Below are 24,027 nucleotides of genomic sequence, written 5' to 3'. Positions count from 1 at the left end.
AGTCGACCAGTATTATACGTGTCAAGGAAAAAATCTAATCAAAAATCCCCAATCATGACTTTAGATTTTCAAAATCAAAAAATTGCAGCATAAAAAAGGCTGCCCTTTTCGGACAGCCCCTTTTTAAATGTCATCCATTTCCCTTTCTGGCCAATAGGGACCCTTCAGCTGAAGGCTAGAATTTTCCTGTTTTATCTCAAAATTCAAGTCCATTTTCTCCTTTTTTTGATCATGGATATTCAAGCAGGCATTGAAATGGACCAAATCAAATTCCACTGTAAATTTTCCAGTGAACTTGGAGATAAAATCAATACTTCCATCTAATATCACATTTTCAGCAACAGCCCCTTCCCTTTTGTAATAATAGGAGAGAAAAATACCGAGTTCTTTTTTGTTTTTTTCTAAAATTGAACGAATAAAATTTTCTGAACATTGTTCAATTTTATTTTCTGCTAAGATAAATTCCCATGATTCCTGCATAATCAAAATTAAACATTTTGTGTTTCATATTTTTTCTGTTTGGCAGAAAAGCTGAAAGCACTTACCTTAGAAATGAAATGATTTGAAGATTATGAATTATCCCATCTACCTGGATTATAATGCCACTACACCTTGTTTAGAAGAAGTTGTTGAAACCATGTTGCCCTGGTTTGGTCAGCATTTTGGCAACGCATCAAGCAAAAGCCACCCTTATGGCTGGGTGGCAGAAGAAGCCGTAGAAGCAGCTAGAGAACATATAGCCAATTTGATAGGTGCAAAATCCAAGGAATTAATTTTTACATCAGGAGCAACAGAGGCGATCAATTTGGCCATTAAGGGCATTTTTGAATATTATCATCCTGAACACCAACATTATATCACCTGTCAAACGGAACATAAAGCAGTATTGGATACCTTTAAAAGTCTGGAGAAAAAAGGAACTGAAGTTACTTATCTTCCTGTAAATCAATATGGTGAGATCAGTGTTGAAGAATTAGAGGCATCCATAAAGCCATATACCAAAATGATAGCTTTGATGTGGGCGAATAACGAAACAGGGCTAATCCATCCCATGGATCAAGTCAAAAAAATTGCTGAAAAACATCATTTGATATTATTGACAGATGCGGTGCAGGCGGCAGGGAAAATTCCAATTGATGTGAATGGCGTACATTTAATGGCTATATCTGCTCATAAGATGTATGGTCCAAAGGGCGTAGGCGTTTTATATATTAGACATAATCATCCTTTACCCAAACCTTTGCCACTGATTGAAGGAGGAGGGCATGAAAAGGGCTTTAGGAGTGGTACTTTGAATGTACCAGGGATAGTCGGAATGGGGAAAGCCGCCGAAATAGCAGGTAGGAAGATGATGTCAGAAAGTTTACGGACTGAAAAGTTGCGGGAACAGCTTGAGCAAGGCATTCTGATGATTCCCGGGACAAGCTTGAATGGAAGCCCTGCTAGTCGATTGCCTCATGTAAGCAATATTGCATTTGAGGGTGTCGAAGGGGAGGAACTGCTTAGAAAAATCAATAAGTTCGTTGCAGTGAGTTCAGGTTCTGCCTGTAGCAGTATTTCTCCAAAACCTTCTCATGTACTTACTGCCATGGGTTTGGCTTCTGAATTGGGTAGGTCCTCTATTCGTTTTAGCTTGGGGATGAATACCTCTGAACAGGATATTTTAAATTGTATCGAACATGTTCAGAAGGTGATGCAGGAATTGAGAGGGTAGGAAAGAGGGGAAGACGCAAGAAGGAAGACTCAAGAGCCAAGTTGCAGGACGCTTGATGTTCAGGAATATTTTAGAAATTTAAGATGTTTTATTGGCTATTTATCAATTTTGCATAGTCTTCAGGAGTATCTATGTCCACAGCTCCTTTTGGAAAATCAACCTTTTCTATATCGTCTAAATGTTTATAGATAATCTTTTTAGCACCTTCCTTGCTTTTGAGTTCCAATAGTTCATTAAAGTACTTTTGATCAAAAAGTACCGGTACACCAAATGTATCCTGATATGTAGAAGTGATGATTCCTTTTTTTGAATTTAAATACTTGTTTATTAATAAGTTGATTGTATTTGGTTCGATAAAAGGTTGATCTGAAATCATCAGAATGACTGCGTCAAATTTCTGTTGTTGAAGCAGGTGTCTCAAGCCGGTTTGCATGGATGAAGCCATTCCAGAATTCCAATCATTATTGATAACTACCTCATATGGAGCAAGGTTGATTTCTTGCTGAATTTGATTCAGGTTAGCTCCAAGTACCAACACCATTTGATCAGCCATAGAACCATGAGCAGCATGCAGTGAAATTTCCAGTAAGGTTTTTTCTTTGAATTTTAGTAATTGCTTAGCTTGTCCTAAGCGGGAAGAGGAACCTGCAGCAAGAATTATAATTCCTATTTTATTGCTGCTCATCTTTCTTCTTCATGAATTGGACCTTCTTTTTCCCGTAGATGCATCCCTGTCTTTTGGGAAAGGACAGCTTTGATTTCGGCAATGGCAGAGAGCGCGATTTCTTCAGATCCTTCAGCTCCGATATCAAGGCCTAAAGGACCGTAAATATTGGATTCATTTATTAGTAATCCTTGATTTTTAAGTCTCTCAAGGAGTTTTAATGTTTTTTTCTTTGGTCCCAGGATACCAATATAGGGAAGGTTTAAGTCTTGGAGATCCTTTAAAATAACCGCTTCATATTCAAAATTGTGGGTCATCAATAAGGCCACGGTGTTACTGTCTGCTGAAATTTGTTTCACAGCTTCATCCGCAGGAGCTACAATGATTTTGGAAGCCTGAGGATATCTTGATTCAGTGGCCTGGTTTTTCCTCCCATCAATCAAAGTCAAAGTCCATCCTAATAAATCCGTCATTTTAGCAATGGGCAAAGTGTCGTTGCCCGCACCAAAAAGCAAAACCTGTACAGGTGGTTTGATACATTCATAAAAGACATAAATATCGTCCCATTCTGGATAGTGACAGATTAATTTCGTGGTTTGTGCAATATTTTTTTTCAATTCTGACTGAATAAACTCAAAAAGATGATGGTCCAGTACTGAAGAATTCCCTAAAAACTGACCGTTTTTATACAAAATAATGGTTCCTATTTGTTGGGATTTGGCATTTTTTAAGGAAAATAGGGTTGTTAGAAATGTTGTTTGTCTATCCTCCAAAGCCTTTTTGAGCAATTCAATCGGGTTATTTACATCATCCTTGTTGATAGGCTCAATCAATACCTGAATAATGCCGTTACAGCCTAGACCGATTCCAAATTTCTGATCATCTTCATCAGTGGTATCATAAGTAACCACCATTGATTTTTGTTGAAAGATGACAGATTGTGCTTTTCTCAGGGCATCTCCCTCAAGACATCCACCACTGATCGCTCCTGTGAGTTCTCCGTCTTCTGTTACGAGCATGCGGGCACCGGGACGTCTGTATGCAGAGCCATCTACCTTCACTACTGTAGCTAAAGCAGCTTTCTGATTTCTGGAAACACATATATAGTAGGCCTGAATGATCTGATATAATTCTTTCATAATTGGTATGCTTGGAGACGAAACTACTTAAAAAAATGAAAAGCTTAAAGGGGAAAGTGCCAGAAGTCCATGATTTCAATCAAAAGGAGTGATGCTGAAAAATTGTTTGGGCGATAAAATAGGAATTTCTCAAAAAAACCTAGTATTTTGTATTATATGGCAAAATCAAGAGAAACCTTTAACAAAAAAGAGAAGGAAAAATTAAGACAGAAAAAGAAGCAGGAGAAAATTGACCGAAAAGAATCCCGTAAATCAAACACAGATAAATCCACAGATTTTGAAGATATGATTGCTTATGTGGATGAATTTGGAAACATTACCTCAACGCCTCCGGATCCTACCAAAAAGAGAAAAGAAATAGATGCGGACAGCATTGACATCGGAGTACCTAAAGCCTCTAAAATTGAAGAGGATGCAGAAGGAAGAAAAGGCAAAGTGACTTTTTTCAATTCCTCAAAAGGATATGGATTTATCAAAGACGAACAAACTCAGGAAAGTATTTTTGTACACCTTTCCGGATGTATAGATCAGATTAAGGAGAATGACAAAGTCACTTTTCAAACTGAAAAGACACAGAAAGGCCTGAGTGCTATTGAAGTCAAACTGGTAAAGTAATTCAAGTCTCCTTACCCTAATATTTCTCTAACTTTCATGTTTTACAATTGATCATTATCCTCAGGGATACATGATCAATATGTAAACTGAAATGCATGACTATCGATTCATGAAAATGATTCTGATGGTCTTTCTTTGTCTTTATTTTTTGAATACTATCCGATTTGTAGCTTAACTTTATAAGTTCAATGCACTCTATTTTATGAAAATTGCAAGCCTTTCGGAAATCAAAAAAGAACTGAGTTACCTTAATGAACAAGAGTTGATGTCGATGATTCTTGAGCTTAGTAAATTCAGTCGTGAAAATAAAGCCTTCCTATATTTCAAACTATTTGAAAGGAACAATCCGCGATTATTTGTTGAAATGGTGCAGGAAGAATTGGAGATGGAGTTTATGAAAGCCAATACCAAGCACTACCATTACGCTAAGAAATCTGCACAGGCAATACGTAGAAAACTTAATAAAAACCTGAAACTGACCAAAGACAAGACCGCTCAAATTGAACTGATTATTTATTTTTGCCAACAGATGAAGCTGTATGGGTATCTTAATTTTCATCACCCTGTGATTGACAACCTATACAAAGTTCAGATAGGCAAGGTGGAAAAATTGATCTCAGGATTACATGAAGACCTTCAATATGATTTCCAGTTGATGCTTGAAGAACTAAAGGCTCCTATGGTAAATTGATGTTTAGAACCAATTAGTAAGATTTGCTGTATATACTATTGTGAAAATCTTTATAGTAATGTTTACCTTTTTTTTGGTCTTGTATCAACCCGCTTTTGGGCAAAAGGTGTATGTTGGTTTGTCATCTCAGTCAAAAGAAATTTCCGATAAGCGTTATCAGATCGATGAAGTGATTGACCTTAGAATCAAAAAAGGGAAAATAGGAGATGTACACGATATTAACGGTAAACTTCAGGCGGTTGAATTGAAGGAAGGTTTAGATGATGAAGCCAGGCAATTTTTTAAACGTAGAGTTAATCCCCTAGGGCAAAATGTTCAAAATATACAGGTCAGAATTTTTGAATTGAACCTTGTTGAAAAAGCTGGTTTGAAAAATAAAGTTTATGAAGGTGATGTTCAGTTAGTGATTGGATTTTTTAAAAAGGGAGAATTTGAACCTTTCCATTTGGTGGATTTTACGGGTTCCATTCAGTATAGAAGATCTCCAAACCGGTTGGATATAATACCAGAGGTGGTCAATAAGATTTTTCTGAATGCTTCGGAATACTTTGATACCTGGATGAATATGCAGGTGATGAACAATCCCAATTTGGCTACAGAGGTTCAGTTGGAAATCATCGATCGTGTTAAGGCCAGTCATCAGGACACCGTTTATTATGACCCAAACCACCCTTTGGTTTGGGAGGATTTTGCTGATCAACCCAGGGGTAAAAGCAAATTCAATGCATCAATTTTCACGAGTTTCGCAATTCAGGGAAAGACCACAGTAGAAGCTGGAAAAATCATTCAAATCCTTGAATTTGATATTTACATGTTGCCAAATCAATCTTGGGTGAAATCCCCAAGTGATTATTCTCTGAATCATGAACAGCGTCATTTTGATGTGGTCAGGATTGTGGTAGACCGGTTCATCCATACATTAAAAAGTTTGAACCTGGACCCTGATTGGTATGAGGCTACCTTAAATGACACCTATCTGGATGCTTACCGGGAAATGAACCGCCTTCAGGAGATTTATGACAAGCAGACCCGGCATGGTATGGATACCGTAGAGCAGGAAAGGTGGAACAGGATGCTGGATGAGGCTTTAAAAGGAAATTGGAGTGAGATTGATCGGGTTTTAAGCAAATGATTCGAGCTAACGGAAAAAAAAGAAGGCTGATACTTATAGCTAAGGTATCAGCCTCTTAATTAGGCCATAGGTAATGTTATGGTTTCATGTATCAATTAGTACTTCAACTGTTCATCCTTATCCCAGATTCCCCAATAGGCACCCACATCGCCTTCAGTCCCCACTTTCCAAGATTCATCGAAAGAAGAGAAGTAATGAATGTCTATTTTTTCTTGGTTTGCCCAGGTTTGGATGTTGATGAAGTATTTCATAAAATTTTCATCAGAAGGGACTGCACCATAAAGAGGCGTACCTTGGCTGGGCCAACCTGTTTCCGAAATGATTACCTTTTTACCCTTTCCGGCTCTTAAAGCTCTTTGATACATATCTTTGATATACACCAAGGAGTAATCCTGCATACAGCCTTCCCAATATGGATAGCAATTGGCCAGTATCACATCGCAGGCATTGGTGATTCTTGGCTTCAGTTCAAACTCATAATAGGCATCCACATATCCCACCGGTACTTTTGGGACCGCCTGCTTGACATGTTCAATAAAGCCCAATAGTTGGTCTTCTGTCAAGTCTTTTCTGTACATGACCTCATTGCCCACAGCAGCGATATCCACATACCCTGCTTTTGCCAACTTAATCAAACCAGCTACTTCTTCTTGATTGATCTTATCATCTTTTCCCAGCCAAGCGCCCACTAGGGTTTTCATGCCGAGTTCTTTGGCAATGATAGGAATCAATTCATTTCCTTCGGTACAGGAGAAGGAGCGCACCCATTTGGTATAAGGACGAATGATTTCCAATCTTCTTCGTACTTGTTCTTCAGAAAGTTGATCTCCTGGTTGTTGACCCTCTACGTATGGACTAAAGCATAATCCGTGCATTCCACCTTCCAGCACTTCATTGAAGAGTTCAACAAGTTCTTCCTTCGAAAGTCTCTCAAAATTACGTCCTGTAAGCGCCAGGACTTTGTCAGCATTAAATGACATAATTATAAGTATTTTAGTTGTTCATTTTTATTCCATAACCCCCATGACTCACCTACATTACCTTCATGCCGCACTTTCCAGGATTCATCAAAAGACGAGAAATAGAACATTTCCACCTGTGAGTCCTTAGCCCACCGCAGAGTGTTTATAAAGTAGCGCATGGCATTTTCAGCGGTTGGTTCCGCTGCATGTAATGGGCTTCCTTTATCCGGCCAGCCAGTCTCCGTAATAATCACTTTTTTTCCATTAGCAGCATTTTTGGTCAATTCATACATTTGACTCAAGTGGCTGCTAGCTTGAGAGATATGTATACCTTCCCAGAATGGGTAGCAATTGATAAGAATTACGTCACAAGCATCGATGAGTTCCGGGTGAGAAAGGAATTGATTGTAGGTATCTACATAAGCTACAGGTACATTCGGAATTTCCTTTTTTACTTGATTGATGTAGGAAATTAGCTCCTCCAAAGTCAATTCTCCGCGCATGAGCACTTCATTTCCTAACACAGCAATATCAACCAATCCTTCTTTTGCCAGAGAAATCAAGGAATTGATTTCGTGCGTATTCACTTCTTTATTTGAGTCTATCCAAGCCCCAGTCATGGTTTTCAGTCCATAAGTGCGAGCAGCCTTGGGAATCAATTCATTACCACCCGTACAAGAAAATGATCGTATCCACTGTGTATGAGGAGCGATAATTTCCATTCTTCTAAAAATCTGTTCTTCACTCAATTGATCGCCAATCTGTTGTCCTTCCAGATAAGGACTGAAACAAATGCCATGGAGACCAGTATTCAATGTATTACTGAATGCATTTTTTATATCAGAGGCAGAATTATTGGTGAAATCAAAATCTGTTTTTAGGGTTTCTTTTTCTCCTATAAAAATGGAATCATTGTTTTGGTAAACAGTGGTGACTTTTATTGGATCAGTATTTTTGCGTGCTTGTAATTCTGCCCGGATCTCATTAGCCCTTGCTTCATCTACATCATAGTCGTGCATCAGGTACATAGCCGCTATGGTTCCGAGCATGGGCAGTCCGGAGAAGAACAACCTCAGACCGGTAACGGCCCCTTCGGGCTGTACGGCAGCATTTCCATCGAAACCTACAACAGTCAGAATCAACCCGCTCAATCCACCTGCAATGGCGAATCCGAACTTTACCATGTACCAATAGATGGCCCCAAACACCCCTTCACGGCGTACACCATAATTCAATTCGTCCAGGTCGATGACATCGGCCGTCATGGACATCATCAGTACAAAAAGACTGCCGATTCCAAAAGAGTGGAAGGGGAGAGAAAAAATAAACATCCAGGGCTTTCCAGGTACAAACAGGAACCATAAAGATGCATAGCCTATCAAAGCGATGCCCTGAGAAACCATGAAAGCATTTTTCTTGCCAATCTTTTTGGACATCCAGGCCACTATTGGGATGACTATAAAGGTGGTGACCAATGCACCCACACTACCGAATATAGGCGTCCAATATCCTGCAGCGCCTGCATCACCGTTGAACAAATGCCAAACCACAATAAAAAAGACGAAGCCTGCCACCGTGTTGAATGCATTGAAGATAAAAAATGTAGAAATACAAAGTTTTCTAAATGGTCTTGAAGAAAATGCCTCTTTAAACCCTCGAATGATTTGTGAAACACTATCTCCTATGGCATTGAAGGTGAGAGGAGAGAAGTTTTCGTTTTTGGTGGATTTACTGCGAATGAAAATAGCAGGAACCATGGCACAAATGGCAAAAATGACGCCTACCCAAATTGCAAGCTGACGGGTAGCCGCTTCAGGAGTTGTGAACCAGTTAGGCTCATACATAATCACCCAAAACCAAGGGGCAATTACCCAAGCCCATTGCCCAATCCACTGTGCAATAGCCATAATTTGAGTGCGCTCGTGGAAATCCTCACTCATTTCATAGCCCATCGCTACATAAGGCACACTGAAAATGGTAAGCCCGATATAAAAAGCAAAAGAGCCGAGTAGAAAATAAGTGAAGTTGTAAGTCACGCTGTTTTCTCCGTAAAGTTGCCACATCACAGAGAAGGTCACACCCATGACAATGGCGCCGAGAAACACATATTGTCTCCGTCTTCCCCATACTGATCTGGTGTTGTCAGAGATGAAGCCCATGATAGGGTCGGTTACAGCATCGAGGATACGGGGGAGAAAATAGACGATTCCCCACATCCAGCCAGGGAATCCTAAATTCTGCACAAGTACCACCATGAATATTCCAAGTGAAGCTGGGAACATCTGGTTGGCTAGCATTCCGACACCAAAGGCAATTTTCTGTCCCATGGGGACTTTAGCTGTGGCTGTTGACATGGTTTTTGGGTTTGGTGGTTAATTGAGCGTTTGAAATTTCAGAATATGTTTATTTAAATGGAGGTGCCATGACTGTTTGTAAAAGTTTTTCACTATCACCACCAAAGGACTTTCTGATCGGATTGCCATCCCTTGTTAAGCTTTCAAAAACACCCTGATCGACTAAGTCCCATATGGCATATTTTGCTTCTCCTATTTCCGTGAATAAGCCAAAATGATTTTCCGAACCGATCGGATTTCCGGCATCCTTCCAAGGTTCATTAAAACCTTCAAAAAAGAAACAGGAAATACCCGCCTTATTTGTCCATTCACGCATGAGTCGGTAATAAAGGGCCTGTTTGTATTCATCAGTTGCCCGGGATCCATCAGGGCCATATAAACCGTCTGATATGGTCGCCCAACCTGTCTCACCGATATGCACCGGTTTGTTTACTCCTAGACTTTTCATATAGTTGGTGACCGAATCATATTGGGACTTGGCAAATTCCAAGGCTCGCATCATAGCCGCATCGACTTTTTCTATCTCAGACCATTTGGATTCTTCTACAGGGACTCTCCAAAATTCTGGATTATAGTGAGAATTGTGATACGGGTAGGTGTGCATGGATATAAAGTCCACTGAACGAATCAGTTCATTCAGGTCTTCTGTATGATATTCATGACCTCCGCCTCCCCAAGAGGAAAAATCATCCGAACTGGTAATCCAAAGATCTTTGGGTAATTTCCCTTCTGCTTTCAAGGATTGTAAATAATTGACCCATTTGAGGATCACAGAAGGCTGAACGTAGTAACTGGTGGCCCACTTCACCATGGCCTCATTGCCAACAGCCAATACTTTTACGATATCCGGATATTGATTGGCCAAGGCTACGGCCCGGTTGATCTCTTCCTCATTTTGCTCACTTTCCACATCGTGGTCAGGTTCAAGACCGGTCCAGGCATTTTTACAATCTATCCAAGCACCTAGCATCAAATACATTTCGAAAGAAGGGTCTTCTGCCTTAATTTCGGAGATTGCCTTGAGCAGATTGGAGGCATGGGCAAATTGTACGTTGTAAGTCCGAAGAAGTCGAATTCCCATCGCATGTAAGATTTTTACATCTTCTTTCAATTGTGCTACTGTAGGCTGTATCTCTCTTGATTTAGCTCTGTATCCTTCATAAGAAATGGCCTGATAAGCCGGATTGCCTAATATATCTTTCGCTGTCACTTCTTTTTGTTTAATTGTGTTATCTGAATCTTCTCTTTTTTTACTGCTGCATGAAAAAGCCGCCGTCAAAGCCATTCCAATGCAAATTGATTTGATGAGGGTTGAATTCATAGTAAAGTAATTTTTATTATTAATGCCATAAATTATTATTTAACAATGTTTTATAATATGTTAGTCCAAACCCTAAAGGGAAAAGTGGCTCTATAGAACTGTCCCAAAAATTAGGGCCATACTTACCTGTGTAGTCCTCTTCTGACTTTGGCCAGGAGTGGGGGAGTTTTCCTTTGAAATCAAATTGACCAAACAAAACCTCAGCGATTCCATCACCTTCAGACCCAGGCAACCAGGCCGCAACAAAGGCATCGCTTTGCTCAATTTGACGGGTGACTACTAAAGGTCTTCCTGAAATCAACAGTACCACTGTTTTGATTCCTTTCTCTGCATAGGCAGTGATATAATTTTGATGGGCTTCGGTAAGCGTCAGTTGATACTTATCCATTTCTCCACCAATGTCTCCGAAAAACTCAGCATAGGGAGTTTCACCTACCACTATCAAGGCCACATCAACATCTTCAATAATACCGGTACCATCGGGATCAAACCTGACTTCATGATCGGAAAACTTTTGGATTCCCTCAAGAATAGTCGTGGCGCTTTTATAGTTTTCTGTGGTTCCCTGCCAATTGACCGTCCAACCGCCCGATTGGAGACCAGAGTTGTCTCCGAATTCGCCAACCACGACGATCCTTGCTTGCTTATCCAACGGCAAGACATTGTTTTCATTTTTAAGCAAAACCAGGGATTCCCTTACAGCTTGCCTTGCAATACCCCGATGTTCTTTTTTCCCTATTTCCCCAATTATGCTTTTATCCGGAAAAGGGTTTTCAAAAAGTCCAAGCCGGAATTTCTGTCGCAAAATTCTTCGTACAGCATCATCAATTCTCTCTAGGGCAATCTCCCCATTCAAAACACCTTCTCTAACACCATTTTGAAACAGATCCAGATCCCCATCTACCGCCATCACCATATCAATACCTGCATTGATAATATCATTCTTTCCAAAGCGGGAGTAGGCCTTCCAGTCTGATACGACAATCCCCTCGAAACCTAATTTTTCCTTCAGGAGACCAGTGATCATCTCTTGATGTGCATGCATAGAAATACCATTCAGGGTATTGAATGAAGCCATAATGGAGCCCACTCCTTCCTCTGCAGCAGCCTGATAGGGTGGAAGTAATCGTTGGAGCACTTCTTCCAAGCTTAAAGAAGCATTGCCGCCTTCTACCCCAAAATCCGTAGCTCCATCTCCAATAAAATGTTTGGCCGTCGCCATGACTTCCATTTTTTTTCCCTGACCTTGATATCCTTTTACAGAAGCACGGGTCAATTGGGTAGTTATTTCGGTGCTTTCAGAGAATGCCTCGTAAACACGGCCCCATTTTTCATTAAAAGGAATGGCCACGCAAGGGGAGAACACCCAGTTAAATCCAGTGGCCTTTGACTCGATAGCTGTGATGGCAGCTGCTTTTTCTACCAAATCAGCGTTTCTTGAAGCACCTAAACCAATATTATGAGGAAAGATGGTAGCGCCATCATAGGTGTTTTGACCGTGTACTGCATCTACCCCAAAAAGCAAGGGAATTCCCAGTCGGGTGTTCAATGCCTCTTGCTGCATTTCGGTGAATTTGGCCTGCCATTCTGCTGCATCATTACCAGGAAGAGGACCTTGGGTATGGATCACCGAACCGATGAATTTGGTTTTGACATCTTCCAAACTGATATCATCAAAATGGCGAACCTGGCTCATTTGACCGATTTTCTCATCTAGTGTCATTTGAGAAAGCAGTTCCTCAATTTTATGCTCAATCACTGTGTCCAATTTGATTTTCATTGCCAATGGGAATTTTAATAAAAAATTACCTTAACATGGTCTTATCCAGCTGAACCACCAACTGACCTACTTCGCCTGTCCGATTGAATATTTTCTCACTTGTTTCCTTGTCCAGATTTAACCTTTCATGGACGGCTTTTACGCCATTTCCGAAACTTACATGTATGCTGTTTTTATCACTTATTTCATAAATTACAGGTACCTGACAGTAGGTGAAGCAGAGAGAATTTTCTCCAATAGGAAACTGAATCGTTTTTCCATGTACATCAACATAGCTAAACACCTGTCCTTCGGTCAGGAATTCTGATTTTCGCAGCATACAAGGATTGAAAGAAAGGCTACCCTCTTTCACAAAAACCCCCAATTCTCCAAAGCGGGAAATAATGTCTTCTTTAACTTGACCGGTCATCCCTGGCTGCTGCACGCCTTTATTGGCTGGAGTATGGGAATAGGGATCTGTAGGAAAAGCACCGTAAAGGGTAGGGGACTTATGTACACCGATTCCCTCATTGATCTCATAGTAATGCGCCAACAGCTTATCAACCAGTTCCTCATTTTCCCCATCTTGAATGGCTTTCAGGCAACATTCCATTACTGCCAATTGCAACTTGGAAACCATGTGCCAATAGATGGAACCCAAACCTTCATATCCATAGAAAGTTCCTGATCTACCGGTAAATGCCTTGTGGTTAAAAACCTTTTCGAAAATCTGTAAGACTCTTTTTTTGCTTTCTTCTGTCAGAGGATAAAGTTTACTATCCAGTGCATCAAGTGCAATTTTTAGATCGGATACGTTTTTAAAATTACCGTTGAAATGAAAGTCGCCATTGACATCTTCTTCAATGATACTTTTGTTACCTGCTTTCAGCAAACTATTCAGGAGATTTGATTTTGCCACCTCTGTGGTTGGAATATTATTCTTTTGGAGGAAACCAGGTAAGTTTTTGTTGGGATACAACAAATAACTATACTGATCCTCTCTGAAGAGCGCACTTGCCTTGAGGCTGTCAAGTGTTTTAAGCACTTCTTCGGAAGATAAACAGCCTGAACTCAAAACAGCCACTTGTCCTTCCAGCATTTCACTCAGATAAGAAATGCTGACTTCCTCATCATTTTCAATAGTCATCAAATTATAAGCATGATACAAATTGTCAGCCCGCTTGTTGGCCTGAGTTGAATGGTCCAGGTAATTAAGACAAAGGCTTGAAAATTCGCTGAGCTCCTTTATAGTTAGTGGACTTCTTTCGTTAGAAAAGGATTGCTCATAGATAAGGGACCTGTAATTGCTCCCGGCAAGACCTAAACCATCAAGGATTGTTTTTCTGTCTTTGTCAGAAATCGGACCTTCAAGTAAATGCTTATGCTTCGATAGGACTTCCCGGGTGTTTTCAAAGAATGACCTTAATTCATCTGAAATCCTGACTTCCTGAATTGTACTCTTTTCAAGGATTTCATGGAAAAAAGTCATGAACCTTCTTAAGTAATAGAGTGTGACCATGGAGACTCCATTGCCCACCAGGGCATTGTTGGCATCATTCCATTCTGGCCTCTGTGTATTCATCCAGATACCTCCCTCAGGAATGAAATTGGAGATCTTGGCCAAAACTGTAGTCAGGATTTTTTCAATAAAATTCACATGATGGATATGTCTTTCCCTGTTTTGAAGTAGGGCAGCATCAGCGCCAAGTTCAGACCAACGTTTCTGAATAACCTGGTCGAGTTGGTGATCAAAATCAATCGTATCCTTTGGATTTTCAAGTATTTCTCTGTAAGGCTTGATTTTATAAGGAACGTTGGCATATACAAAAATCTCCTCATTGAAATAGGAGGCAAGTCTTCCTGGGGTATGGTTTTCAGAAAACTCCAAAAACTTCAAAAGGTAAATGATCTGATGATCACCCCAGTAACCAATATAAGACCAGGGATTATCTGCTTCGATTCTTTCCCAATCAATCCCATGTTTGGTGACTCTGTAGGGATTATAACCATCAAATGTTGAGGCATTTAAGAACTTAAAAATCATGCCATCAATGAACTCAGGGTAGGAGTGGGCCAAAGCTTCCCAGTTCTGAAAAATATCTCTCCAGTTTCCCGCATAGTCCAGCACTTTCGATCCATCCTGTTCATTCCGGGTATTGATCGAAAACTGGTTCCATGGCCGGCTGGGGTCTCCATGCCTCCGACTGAATTTAAGAGGCAGATACTCTAATATCAATCGCTTTAGATCGTTGTCTTCAGTTTTTGATGCAAAACCCTTTAGTTCAAAAAGCGATAATTCTTGCGGTAGGGCATCTACACGGTTTTTATGTTTTTGAAAGACAAGTTTGTTCGCTTTGGAGAGATAGCTTTTAAGATCTACTTTTTCTAATTGGTAATTGTTATCAAATATGCCTCCTCGCATGATATTGAACATGGCATTGGCAAAATGACGGGTATCCCGTAGGCGATCAGCAGTCAATTGTATACCGTCAGCTCCAGCATTCAATTGAATGAGTTGCTGTGTTCCGGTTTCAATGTCTCGTTTTATTTTTTCAATCAGCTGCTTATCACTTCTGATGGCTTTGGAAAGGGCAGCAACTTGGGCAGCATTTTGGTTGATATCAGCTATCAAGAGCCATTCTTTCTTTTCTTTAGCGGACAATTTAATATCGGCTTGGACAAAATAGGCGCCTTTTTCCGCTTTGACGTCTGATTCTTCTGATATAGTTTTTCCGTTTCTGAAAGCTTTTAGTTGAGAGGAGGAGAGGAGGTGCCTGGCATTTTCCATCCCCAATGACCATGCCACTGTAGCCTTCAATGCTTCACTTGGTTCCGCCTTGTCAACAATGATGGCGCTTAGGGCAAAAATACCAATGCCGGATTCTTTTTCCAGTTCATTTCTTTTGTATGCATCGACAAGATTGCTTCGCTGACCTTGAAGTGCAGAGCCTACACCATAAGGCATGATGTTCTGAATACCGTCCAGCAAAGAAAGTTCGATCTCACTGGTTCCGTTATTAATTAATTTGCTGGTTTTTACAAAACCATATCGGTCACTGGAACACCATTGGTACTGGAAGCTGATTTTTAAATCATGGTTGATTTCTTCAAATAAAATCTTGTTGCCATAGGAATTTTTATAAAGATTTCTTTGTAATTGATATAGATTGGCAAATTGTATGGAAAAAGGCTCCCAAACATGAAGTATTTCATCTTTCAGAACACGAATGATGGATTTCGAGCCTGTGATTTCTGAAGATTCTATGATTTTGTCATCCGTGTAGTAAGGAAATAATGCATTTTCAGGATCCTTTCTACCGGCACTCAATCCACCGTTGCTTCCAATAAAGAGCCAGTGGTTTGAATTGCTGATGATGCTCATGAAAAAAGTGCGCATGTGGTCTACATTTGAAATCTGGTAATAGATTTCATTGTCAATATGGACCTGGCTTAATTGTGGAGTTTCATTTATTTTCACTTAATGATAGATTTGGGTTCGATAATTAATTGACACAATTATTCTGGCTCAGTTTTGAAGCGGATTATTTTTTTTTACCAGAGGATCAAAACATCAAATCAAGATGAGGTTATTGCGTTGGAATTAAAAAAAAATTAATACATCATTTCTTTCTCATCTATACTACAAAAATTCTAATATTATACATTAGTTTAGGTAAAATCTCTTAAATAGGCCCAATTTCAAATATTTTTGTATTACTAGTAAGTTTTACGTTTCACTTAAAAATTCTTTTTATAAAAATTAATTATGTTTAGAATTCATTGGTGTCTGATAGGTTTAACTTTTAGAAACGTTTCTCTTGAGATTTTTTACTGGAATTTGAATCATATATATTTCCATGATTTCATTGTTGCTTTACAGTCGTATGAAAACTTCCAAATCTCCTTTTTATATGAACCATTTCTATTTGTTATATAATTTACATTATGTTAAATAAAGAAATGTAATCTCTTTCAACCTGATATTACCTTTCAAATGATTAAGTCCCCTTCTCATTCATCTGGTATTTGAAATTGTGAAAAAAATCACTAAGCTTAAAACTTATTAGCTTCTTCTCATGACCCAAAATAAAACAGCAGTTTTTGGCCGCATTTTAGGACCAGTAATATTTCTTATCGTGTTGTTTTTTTTGGAGCCTGCAGGAATGTCCAAGGATGCCTTGGCCATGTTGGCTGTAACAGTTTGGGTGGCAACATGGTGGATTACAGAAGCCATACCAATAGCAGTTACGTCTTTATTGCCTCTGGTTTTACTGCCTACCCTTGGAGCATTACCTATGAGTAATACAGCTTCCTCATACTCTCATCCTATGGTCTTGTTGTACATGGGAGGATTTATGATTGCTATGGCAATAGAAAAATGGAATCTCCATAAGCGAATTGCCTTGAATACCATCGCATTAATTGGTACTAATATCCAAAGAATCATTTTAGGTTTTATGCTTGCCACCGCATTTTTGTCAATGTGGATATCCAATACAGCCACTTCCCTGATGATGTTGCCCATTGCAATTGCTGTGGTAAGCCAGCTTTCCGTTACGTTAAAAGAGGATTCGACCATCGATGACCACAAAATCGGTAAAGCCCTGATGTTGGGAATCGCTTATAGCGCCTCAATTGGAGGAATGGCTACTTTAATAGGGACGCCCACAAATATTATTTTGGCAGGAGTTGTCAAGGAAATGTATAATTATGAAATCAGTTTCTCTTTGTGGATGCTATATGGTTTACCTATTTCAGCATTGCTTTTATTCATTTGCTGGGTTTATTTGGTCAGGTATGCCTACCCTTTTGGAAAAGATTTTTCTATAACCGGTGGTAAAGATGAAATTGAAAAACAGCTCCAACTTTTGGGACCAATATCTGTTGAAGAAAAACGTGTAGGCTTGGTTTTTGGTCTTGTCAGTATTACCTGGATTATTCGCTCTTTTATTCTTCAGGACCTTATCCCTGCTTTGGATGACACCATGATTGCCATTGCTGGGGTTATTTTGCTCTTTGTTGTCCCCTCTTCTGATAGTAAAACTAAGTTGTTAGACTGGAAAACTGCCGAGCGTATACCTTGGGGTATTTTGTTGCTTTTTGGAGGTGGTCTATCCTTGGCCGAAGGTTTTAAAGTTACTGGTTTGGCTTCTTGGATAGGCAATCAATTTGTTTTCCTGGATTTCATCGCTTTTGTTTTATTTTTGTTAATTATCATTGCTGCAGTTAACTTCTTGACTGAAATCACCTCTAATGTGGCCACAGCATCCATGATACTTCCAATTCTGGCGGCGGTGTCTTACTCGATGGGTGTTCACCCTTTTGGCTTGATGGTGGGTGCTACGATGGCAGCTAGCTGTGCTTTTATGCTTCCAGTCGCTACACCTCCCAATGCGGTAGTATTTGGTTCTGGTTACCTGAGTATGCCGGATATGTTTAAAGCCGGTTTATGGATGAATATTATTTCGATTTTGATCATTACATTATTCACTTACTTTGTCCTCCCTTTGCTATGGGGATTGGACTTAGACACCTATCCCTTTTAAATTCTATATTTTTGGCCTAGAATCTTAGGGTTTGGTTATCCATTAATTTACGTTGATTAATATTTAAGTAATACTATAAAAAAATGCTGATTAATTATTGATAATCAGCATTTTATATATTTAATTATTGTTATTAACTCTCTTATGATCTGAAGATGATAGTTTTCAACTTATAACTTTCTAACCCAGATATTGCGAAAGCTGACCAAGTCTCCATGATCCTGAAGTTTGATGGGCAGTTCATTGGGATGCGCTTTGTAATTTGGGATACCGATATATTCTGTAGGACCTTTGATTTCTATATTGTTTTGGACTAAGATCCCGTTGTGTACCACGGTAACTCTTGCTGGGGAAACAAGCATTCCATCCGAATTGAACCTTGGTGCTGTAAAATAAATATCATAAGTATTCCATTCTCCCGGAGCTTTCATTGCATTCACTAATGGTGGATATTGTTTGTATATACTCGCTGCCTGTCCATTTGAATAAGTTCTACTTTCATAAGAATCCAGGACTTGAACTTCATAGTGGGACATGAGGAAAATCCCCGAGTTGCCCCTACCCTGTCCTTCTCCTTTGATGACTGTTGGCGCCGACCATTCTATATGAAGTTGCATGTCTCCAAAGCCAAGTTTGGTTTCAATATCACCTTTTCCTGGTGCTACTGTCATGACCCCATTTTGCAAAGTCCATTCAGGATTTTGACCTGTTTTTGAACTCACAAAATTGCTTAGACTGCTTCCATCAAAAATAACAATGGCATCAGATGGGGCTTGATGATTTTCATTTCCAGGCTGCACTTTTCTAACAATTGGCTCCCAGAACTCAGTCGCCTGAGGTGGAAGTTTGATTTCCTGTTGCTGCGCAAAAACAGGGAAAGCCAGCATGACAGCTACAAATCCCACTGAAGTGGTTAAAATTTTTCTCATAGGTTTAATGGATTTGGTTAATGATTCCAAATTAAGCCATTTCCCAAGCTTTCAAAAACCATTGATGGATTTTCATTTTTTTGATCAGTATTTTAGGAGTAAATTTCTCAAAATTTCGACCATGAAGAAAACGCTACTCCTCTTGTTCCTGCTTGTTCTTTCTTTTGTACAGGTTAAGGCCCAAAACACCTATTATTTCCCCGGCGAAACTTTCTCCGAAGAAATCCCCACACCCGAATCTTTTCTGGGATATGAAATCGGTGAATGGCACACCCGATATGACCGCTTAGTAGCCTATTTTGAAAAATTGGCTGAAGTTTCAGATATGGCGGAATTGCATACAATTGGCTATACCAATCAGCGCAGACCTTTGGTCGTGTTGGTGATCAGTAAAGGCCAAAATATCCAAAACATAGAATCTATCAGATCCAACCATCTCAAGTTGGTAGATCCTCAAGCACCGATGCCCGATGTTTCGAGTATGCCAGCGGTAATCAATCTGGCCTATAGTGTTCATGGAAATGAGCCTTCAGGAGGTGAAGCATCTATATTGACTGCTTACTGGTTATTAGCATCCAAAAGTGAGCTAGCAAAAGAAATCAGGGAAAATGCGGTTGTTTTGATCGATCCCGCCATTAATCCAGATGGCAGAGACCGTCATTCCAATTGGGCGAATATGCATAAAGGCACTCCTCCAGTTGCGGATCCTTTGGATCGCGAGCACAATGAGATTTGGCCATCAGGAAGGGTCAACCATTATTGGTTTGACCTGAACAGGGATTGGTTGCCATTGGCGCAGGTAGAACTTCAAACCAAAATAGCCTGGTACCATACCTGGTACCCGAATGTTGTTGGAGATTTTCATGAAATGGGTACAAACAGCACTTATTTCTTTGAACCGACCAAGCCTTTTGGTAGTGAAAATCCTGTCATTCCCAGAAAAAATTACGAAGACATCAACAGTAAATTCGCGGCCTATTTTGCAAAGGCGTTGGATGATATAGGTAGCTTATATTGGACCAAAGAAGTTTTCGATAACAGCTATCCCGGCTATGGTTCCACCTATCCGGATATTCAAGGAGGGCTTGGATTGGTGTTCGAACAAGGTTCTTCAAGGGGCCATATTCAAAATTCCCAAAGAGGGCCTATCACCTTTGCCTTTACAATTCGCAATCAGTTGAGAACCTCAATTGCGACTATGGAAGGGGGTGTTAAGGAAAGGGAATACATGCACCGCTACCTGAGGGAATATTTTCAAACCGCCATATCTGAAGCAAATAGTAGCAGAACAAAGGCTTATGTTTTTGGAGATGAATTCGACCAGTCCAGAAATAGATTGTTTCTCAAGTTATTATTAGATCATAAGATTAAAGTATTTGAAAATGATAGAGAAATAAATGCAGAAGGTAAGTCATTCAAAAAAGGTAAATCATGGGTTGTACCGACTTCTCAGCCACAGTATAGAATGGTCAGGAGTATGTTTGAAAAAGTAACGGAATTTGCTGACTCTGTATTTTATGATGCTTCTTCCTGGACCATGGCCCTTGCTTACGGCATTCCCTATTCCTCACAGACAGTTGCAAGTACTGGAAAGGAGTTAACCACTCTACCATCTTTGGAACTTCATTTTCCTCAAGCTGGCAAGTATGTTGCCTATCTCGTAGATTGGTCAGATTATTTCGCCCCAAAATTCCTTCATCATTTGCAGGCATCTGGGGTTCACGTAGAGACCACTGCACTGCCATTTACTTCAAATACTGATCAGGGATCTAAAGATTTCCCTGCGGGTTCCCTGGTTATTCCAACAGGATTTCAAAAATTATCAGCTACTGAACTCCATGAGGCAATTGCCCTGGCTGCGAAAGCCAGTCAACAGCATGTTTATGCTACTACTACTGGTTTTAACTTAAAAGGCATAGACTTAGGAAGCAATAATATTTCAGCAGTAAGAGAACCTAAAGTGCTGATGTTGGTGGGACAAGGTACTTCCCAATATGAAGCCGGAGAAATCTGGCATTTGATGGACACCAAAGTGGGCATGTCTATTAGCAAAATTGATCTTGGCTTATTCGGAAGGGTTAACTTGTATGATTACAATACCCTTATCCTGACTTCAGGTAGTTACAATTCATTAGGAGCGGCTCAGATTAATCATTTAAAAGATTGGCTAAATAGAGGTGGGACAATTATATCCCTTAGGATGGCCAGTCAATGGCTACAGTCCCAAGAAATTGCGAAAGAGGAATACCTGACTACTGAATCTGCCAAAGGACCTGATTTTGTTCCTTTTGCTTCAAGAAGAGACTTTGAAGGAGCACAGGCTATAGGGGGAAGTATTTATTTAGGCCATTTGGATATTACCCATCCTTTGGGATTTGGTTATAGAAATGTTGAAATCCCGGTATACCGCAACACAACGATTTTCTTTAAGCCTTCCAAAAACAAATACCAAACTCCTGTAAGGTATACCCAAAACCCACTTTTGGGCGGTTATGTATCATCCAATAACCTAGAAAAAGTTAAGCAAAGCGCTAGTGTTCTGGTTTCACAGGTTGGTCAGGGAAGAGTGATCCATTTTGTGGACAATCCCAACTTTAGGGGGACTTGGTTCGGAACGAACAAGCTTTTCTTCAATGCCATTTTCTATGGTGATAAAATGTAATTAAGGTTAAAGAGCCAAGTAAAAGGGCAAAAGGTAAAAGTTGGATTACCTTTTGCCTTTTTATTTTTTACTTTAAAACTTTTCCCCTTCTAGATAAAAAATCACCAACTTTGTAACAAATTCAATTTCAGTGTCAAAATCGATCCTACTTTTAACGCCCCCATTTACCCAGCTCAATACCCCCTACCCTGCGACAGCTTATATTAAAGGCTACCTAAACACACTTGGTAAAACTTCCTTTCAAGCTGACTTGGGAATCAAAGTAATACTGAGGATTTTTTCAAAAAAAGGGCTTCAAAAGGCTTTTGACAGGATTGCAAAACAAGATATCAGTCAACTGTCGTCTAACAGCAAAAGGATTTTCAAATTAAGGGATGAATATATCCAAACTATTGATCCTGTGATCAAATTTCTTCAGTTCGATAATCCCACTATTGCCTACAATATTTGTGAAGGAGATTTTTTGCCCCAGGCTTCCAGATTTGAGCAAATTGATGATTTGGAATGGGCTTTTGGTACCATGGGAATCCAGGATAAAGCCAGACATCTGGCCACTTTATATTTAGAAGACTTGGGTGATCTGATTCAGGAAGCGCTGGACGCTAACTTTGGGTTCAGTCGTTATGCCGAACGTTTGGGAAGGTCTGCGGTATCTTTTGATCCTCTTGATGAAGCTTTGGAAAAAGGACTCTCTTTTACGGATGAGTTTTTGATTGAAGAACTTGAAAAGGAAATCCAAAACGCCAATCCCTCGCTGGTATGTTTTTCTGTTCCCTTCCCAGGCAACTTATATGGAGCCTTACGCTGTGGGGATTATATCAAAAAACATTTTCCCAACATCAAGGTCGCTATGGGAGGCGGATATCCCAACACAGAATTGAGATCGCTACAAGAACCTAGGGTCTTCCGTTATGTTGATTTCATAACGCTTGATGACGGAGAGAGGCCTTTGACTTCCCTTCTTGAATATTTGGATGGTGAAATTGATGTTTCCCAACTGAAAAGAACTTTTCTTCTTCAGGATGGTAAAGTAGAATATATCAATGGTTCACCTTTAACAGATGTGCCTTTCAGCAAAACAGGGACACCTGATTACTCGGGATTGCCTATTCATCAATATCTTTCAGTGATTGAAATTGCAAATCCCATGCACAGACTATGGTCTGATGGCAGGTGGAACAAGCTTACCATGGCCCATGGATGCTATTGGAGAAAGTGTACTTTCTGTGATATCAGCTTGGATTATATCAGAAATTACGATCCTATCAGTGCATCTTTGATCTGTGATAGAATCGAAGATTTAGTGGCCCAGACAGGCGAAACAGGCTTTCATTTTGTAGATGAAGCTGCGCCGCCTGCTTTGATGAGAGAGCTGGCATTGGAGATTCTAAAAAGGAAACTCAAGATTACCTGGTGGACGAATATCCGCTTTGAAGAGCGCTTCACTTTGGATTTGTGCAGGCTGCTTAAAGCTTCAGGGTGTATTGCTGTGTCCGGTGGCCTGGAGGTGGCTTCCGATAGACTGTTGGAAAAGATGCAGAAAGGCGTTACTGTCTCCCAAGTGGCCAGGGTTGCCCATAATTTTACAGAATCAGGGATCATGGTGCATGCCTATTTGATGTATGGATTCCCTACCCAGACAGCACAGGAAACCATTGACAGTTTGGAAATGGTACGTCAGCTTTTTATGCACAATGTATTGCAATCAGGCTTTTGGCATTTATTTGCCATGACTTCACATGCCCCGATAGGTTTGGATCCAATGTCCTATCAGGTTATCAGAACTGGGCCTGAAAAGGGACTATTTGCAGACAATGACTTAAGCCATGAAGATCCATTGGGTGCAGACCATGAAATGTTCAGCGATGGTTTGAAAAAAGCATTGTTTAATTATATGCATGGGATAGGTTTCGATTTTTCACTTCAGGATTGGTTTGATTTCAGGATTCCGAAAACCACGGTTTCTCCTAACTTTATTTTTCATGCCATTCAGTTTGAAGGTTATCAGGTAATGAAGCCCAATGCAAAAATGGTTTGGCTTGGTAATTCCCCGGAAATGAATACTTACCAATACACCAAAAAAGGTAAAGTTATAGAAGCTGCAAAATTGGTCTTTGAAAACAAATCCCATAAAGCTGAAATCAAGTTGAGCTTGAAAGAAGCAGAATGGTTGATGAAACTGTTACCTCTATTGATACCGCAGCAGAATAAAAAAGAAATGACGCTCAAGGATTTTCAGGAGCAGTACTCAGATGAAGGATTAGGCAATTTTAATCAGTTTGTACTATCCAAAACCTGGCAACAATTGCTGCAAATTGGCCTTGTATTGGTATAAAATGAAAAACCCAGCCTAGAAGACTGGGTTTTCACTCACTTTAACCACTAACAACCATAAAACAAATTCATCATGCTCAAAGCAATCTGAATGATGAAAAACATCAATTTGTCGTAGTCTGTACGGGAATCGAACCCGTGTTTTATCCGTGAAAGGGATACGTCCTAACCCCTAGACGAACAGACCATTCAAAAAGAAAACACT

At 39.9% G+C, this 24,027-nt stretch carries 16 protein-coding genes and 1 tRNA gene; 7 read left to right on the top strand and 10 right to left on the bottom strand.

Annotation, left to right across the window (positions count from 1 at the left end):
* Positions 1-123: 123 nt before the first annotated feature.
* Positions 124-480, bottom strand: a complete 357-nt coding sequence (locus ACFFIP_RS07815) for a hypothetical protein (protein ID WP_382387044.1) — start codon at positions 478-480, stop codon at positions 124-126.
* Positions 481-571: 91 nt separating this feature from the next.
* Between ACFFIP_RS07815 and ACFFIP_RS07810 the strand changes: the two genes are divergently transcribed.
* Positions 572-1,714, top strand: coding sequence for a cysteine desulfurase family protein (locus tag ACFFIP_RS07810; RefSeq protein ID WP_382387043.1), 1,143 nt, complete (start codon positions 572-574; stop codon positions 1,712-1,714).
* 88 nt (positions 1,715-1,802) lie between these two features.
* On the opposite strand, the gene ACFFIP_RS07805 is transcribed toward ACFFIP_RS07810, so the two are convergent.
* Complete coding sequence (locus ACFFIP_RS07805; RefSeq protein ID WP_382387042.1) at positions 1,803-2,399, bottom strand: nucleotidyltransferase family protein; 597 nt, start codon at positions 2,397-2,399, stop codon at positions 1,803-1,805.
* On the bottom strand, positions 2,396-3,517 hold the full coding sequence (locus tag ACFFIP_RS07800; protein WP_382387041.1) for an XdhC family protein: 1,122 nt from the start codon (positions 3,515-3,517) through the stop codon (positions 2,396-2,398). Before ACFFIP_RS07800 ends, ACFFIP_RS07805 begins: the two co-directional genes overlap by 4 nt.
* Positions 3,518-3,673: 156 nt before the next feature.
* Between ACFFIP_RS07800 and ACFFIP_RS07795 the strand changes: the two genes are divergently transcribed.
* The 3 genes from ACFFIP_RS07795 to ACFFIP_RS07785 all read left to right on the top strand — a co-directional run bounded on the left by ACFFIP_RS07795 (position 3,674) and on the right by ACFFIP_RS07785 (position 5,955).
* A complete protein-coding gene (locus ACFFIP_RS07795; RefSeq protein WP_382387040.1) occupies positions 3,674-4,132 on the top strand; it encodes a cold-shock protein in 459 nt (152 codons plus the stop codon).
* Between the two features lie 202 nt (positions 4,133-4,334).
* Positions 4,335-4,823 carry a hypothetical protein gene (locus ACFFIP_RS07790; protein ID WP_382387039.1) on the top strand — a complete coding sequence of 163 codons (489 nt, stop codon included), beginning with the start codon at positions 4,335-4,337 and terminating at the stop codon, positions 4,821-4,823.
* 58 nt (positions 4,824-4,881) lie between these two features.
* Positions 4,882-5,955, top strand: coding sequence for a hypothetical protein (locus tag ACFFIP_RS07785; protein WP_382387038.1), 1,074 nt, complete (start codon positions 4,882-4,884; stop codon positions 5,953-5,955).
* A 95-nt stretch (positions 5,956-6,050) separates the two neighbouring features.
* Here ACFFIP_RS07785 and ACFFIP_RS07780 read toward each other — a convergent pair whose 3' ends face one another.
* Genes ACFFIP_RS07780 through ACFFIP_RS07760 form a run of 5 tightly spaced genes read right to left on the bottom strand, consistent with a single transcriptional unit; the run spans position 6,051 to position 15,829 of the window.
* A complete protein-coding gene (locus ACFFIP_RS07780; protein WP_382387037.1) occupies positions 6,051-6,935 on the bottom strand; it encodes a glycoside hydrolase family 17 protein in 885 nt (294 codons plus the stop codon).
* Positions 6,936-6,937: 2 nt separating this feature from the next.
* Positions 6,938-9,271, bottom strand: coding sequence for an MFS transporter (locus ACFFIP_RS07775; protein ID WP_382387035.1), 2,334 nt, complete (start codon positions 9,269-9,271; stop codon positions 6,938-6,940).
* Positions 9,272-9,320: 49 nt separating this feature from the next.
* Positions 9,321-10,592: a glycoside hydrolase family 17 protein gene (locus ACFFIP_RS07770; protein WP_382387034.1), complete on the bottom strand. Its 1,272-nt coding sequence runs from the start codon at positions 10,590-10,592 to the stop codon at positions 9,321-9,323.
* Between the two features lie 19 nt (positions 10,593-10,611).
* The gene (locus tag ACFFIP_RS07765) at positions 10,612-12,372 is read right to left on the bottom strand and encodes a glycoside hydrolase family 3 protein (protein WP_382387033.1); all 1,761 of its coding nucleotides are present in this window, start codon (positions 12,370-12,372) and stop codon (positions 10,612-10,614) included.
* Positions 12,373-12,397: 25 nt separating this feature from the next.
* Complete coding sequence (locus tag ACFFIP_RS07760) at positions 12,398-15,829, bottom strand: 1,3-beta-D-glucan phosphorylase, GH149 family (protein ID WP_382387031.1); 3,432 nt, start codon at positions 15,827-15,829, stop codon at positions 12,398-12,400.
* A 598-nt stretch (positions 15,830-16,427) separates the two neighbouring features.
* On the opposite strand from ACFFIP_RS07760, the gene ACFFIP_RS07755 reads away from it, so the two are divergent.
* A complete protein-coding gene (locus tag ACFFIP_RS07755; protein WP_382387030.1) occupies positions 16,428-17,897 on the top strand; it encodes an SLC13 family permease in 1,470 nt (489 codons plus the stop codon).
* A 170-nt stretch (positions 17,898-18,067) separates the two neighbouring features.
* On the opposite strand, the gene ACFFIP_RS07750 is transcribed toward ACFFIP_RS07755, so the two are convergent.
* Positions 18,068-18,826: a 3-keto-disaccharide hydrolase gene (locus ACFFIP_RS07750; protein ID WP_382387029.1), complete on the bottom strand. Its 759-nt coding sequence runs from the start codon at positions 18,824-18,826 to the stop codon at positions 18,068-18,070.
* A gap of 121 nt (positions 18,827-18,947) precedes the next feature.
* On the opposite strand from ACFFIP_RS07750, the gene ACFFIP_RS07745 reads away from it, so the two are divergent.
* On the top strand, positions 18,948-21,488 hold the full coding sequence (locus ACFFIP_RS07745; RefSeq protein ID WP_382387028.1) for a M14 family zinc carboxypeptidase: 2,541 nt from the start codon (positions 18,948-18,950) through the stop codon (positions 21,486-21,488).
* Positions 21,489-21,618: 130 nt separating this feature from the next.
* The gene (locus ACFFIP_RS07740; protein ID WP_382387027.1) at positions 21,619-23,823 is read left to right on the top strand and encodes a B12-binding domain-containing radical SAM protein; all 2,205 of its coding nucleotides are present in this window, start codon (positions 21,619-21,621) and stop codon (positions 23,821-23,823) included.
* Positions 23,824-23,937: 114 nt separating this feature from the next.
* On the opposite strand, the gene ACFFIP_RS07735 is transcribed toward ACFFIP_RS07740, so the two are convergent.
* A tRNA-Glu gene (locus ACFFIP_RS07735) sits at positions 23,938-24,009 on the bottom strand.
* Positions 24,010-24,027 lie beyond the last annotated feature (18 nt).

Source organism: Fontibacter flavus, assembly GCF_042432905.1.
In the GTDB taxonomy this organism is placed as follows: Bacteria; Bacteroidota; Bacteroidia; order Cytophagales; family Cyclobacteriaceae; genus Fontibacter; species Fontibacter flavus.
The sequence above is the reverse complement of the archived record's forward strand: the minus strand, read 5'-3'. Positions and strand labels throughout refer to the sequence as shown.

Bases quoted from the DNA above. Each gene is read 5' to 3' on its own strand.
- ACFFIP_RS07815 (WP_382387044.1), bottom strand. From the start codon at position 480: ATGCAGGAATCATGGGAATTTATCTTAGCAGAAAATAAAATTGAACAA.
- ACFFIP_RS07810 (WP_382387043.1), top strand. From the start codon at position 572: ATGAATTATCCCATCTACCTGGATTATAATGCCACTACACCTTGTTTA.
- ACFFIP_RS07805 (WP_382387042.1), bottom strand. From the start codon at position 2,399: ATGAGCAGCAATAAAATAGGAATTATAATTCTTGCTGCAGGTTCCTCT.
- ACFFIP_RS07800 (WP_382387041.1), bottom strand. From the start codon at position 3,517: ATGAAAGAATTATATCAGATCATTCAGGCCTACTATATATGTGTTTCC.
- ACFFIP_RS07795 (WP_382387040.1), top strand. From the start codon at position 3,674: ATGGCAAAATCAAGAGAAACCTTTAACAAAAAAGAGAAGGAAAAATTA.
- ACFFIP_RS07790 (WP_382387039.1), top strand. From the start codon at position 4,335: ATGAAAATTGCAAGCCTTTCGGAAATCAAAAAAGAACTGAGTTACCTT.
- ACFFIP_RS07785 (WP_382387038.1), top strand. From the start codon at position 4,882: ATGTTTACCTTTTTTTTGGTCTTGTATCAACCCGCTTTTGGGCAAAAG.
- ACFFIP_RS07780 (WP_382387037.1), bottom strand. From the start codon at position 6,935: ATGTCATTTAATGCTGACAAAGTCCTGGCGCTTACAGGACGTAATTTT.
- ACFFIP_RS07775 (WP_382387035.1), bottom strand. From the start codon at position 9,271: ATGTCAACAGCCACAGCTAAAGTCCCCATGGGACAGAAAATTGCCTTT.
- ACFFIP_RS07770 (WP_382387034.1), bottom strand. From the start codon at position 10,592: ATGAATTCAACCCTCATCAAATCAATTTGCATTGGAATGGCTTTGACG.
- ACFFIP_RS07765 (WP_382387033.1), bottom strand. From the start codon at position 12,372: ATGAAAATCAAATTGGACACAGTGATTGAGCATAAAATTGAGGAACTG.
- ACFFIP_RS07755 (WP_382387030.1), top strand. From the start codon at position 16,428: ATGACCCAAAATAAAACAGCAGTTTTTGGCCGCATTTTAGGACCAGTA.
- ACFFIP_RS07750 (WP_382387029.1), bottom strand. From the start codon at position 18,826: ATGAGAAAAATTTTAACCACTTCAGTGGGATTTGTAGCTGTCATGCTG.
- ACFFIP_RS07745 (WP_382387028.1), top strand. From the start codon at position 18,948: ATGAAGAAAACGCTACTCCTCTTGTTCCTGCTTGTTCTTTCTTTTGTA.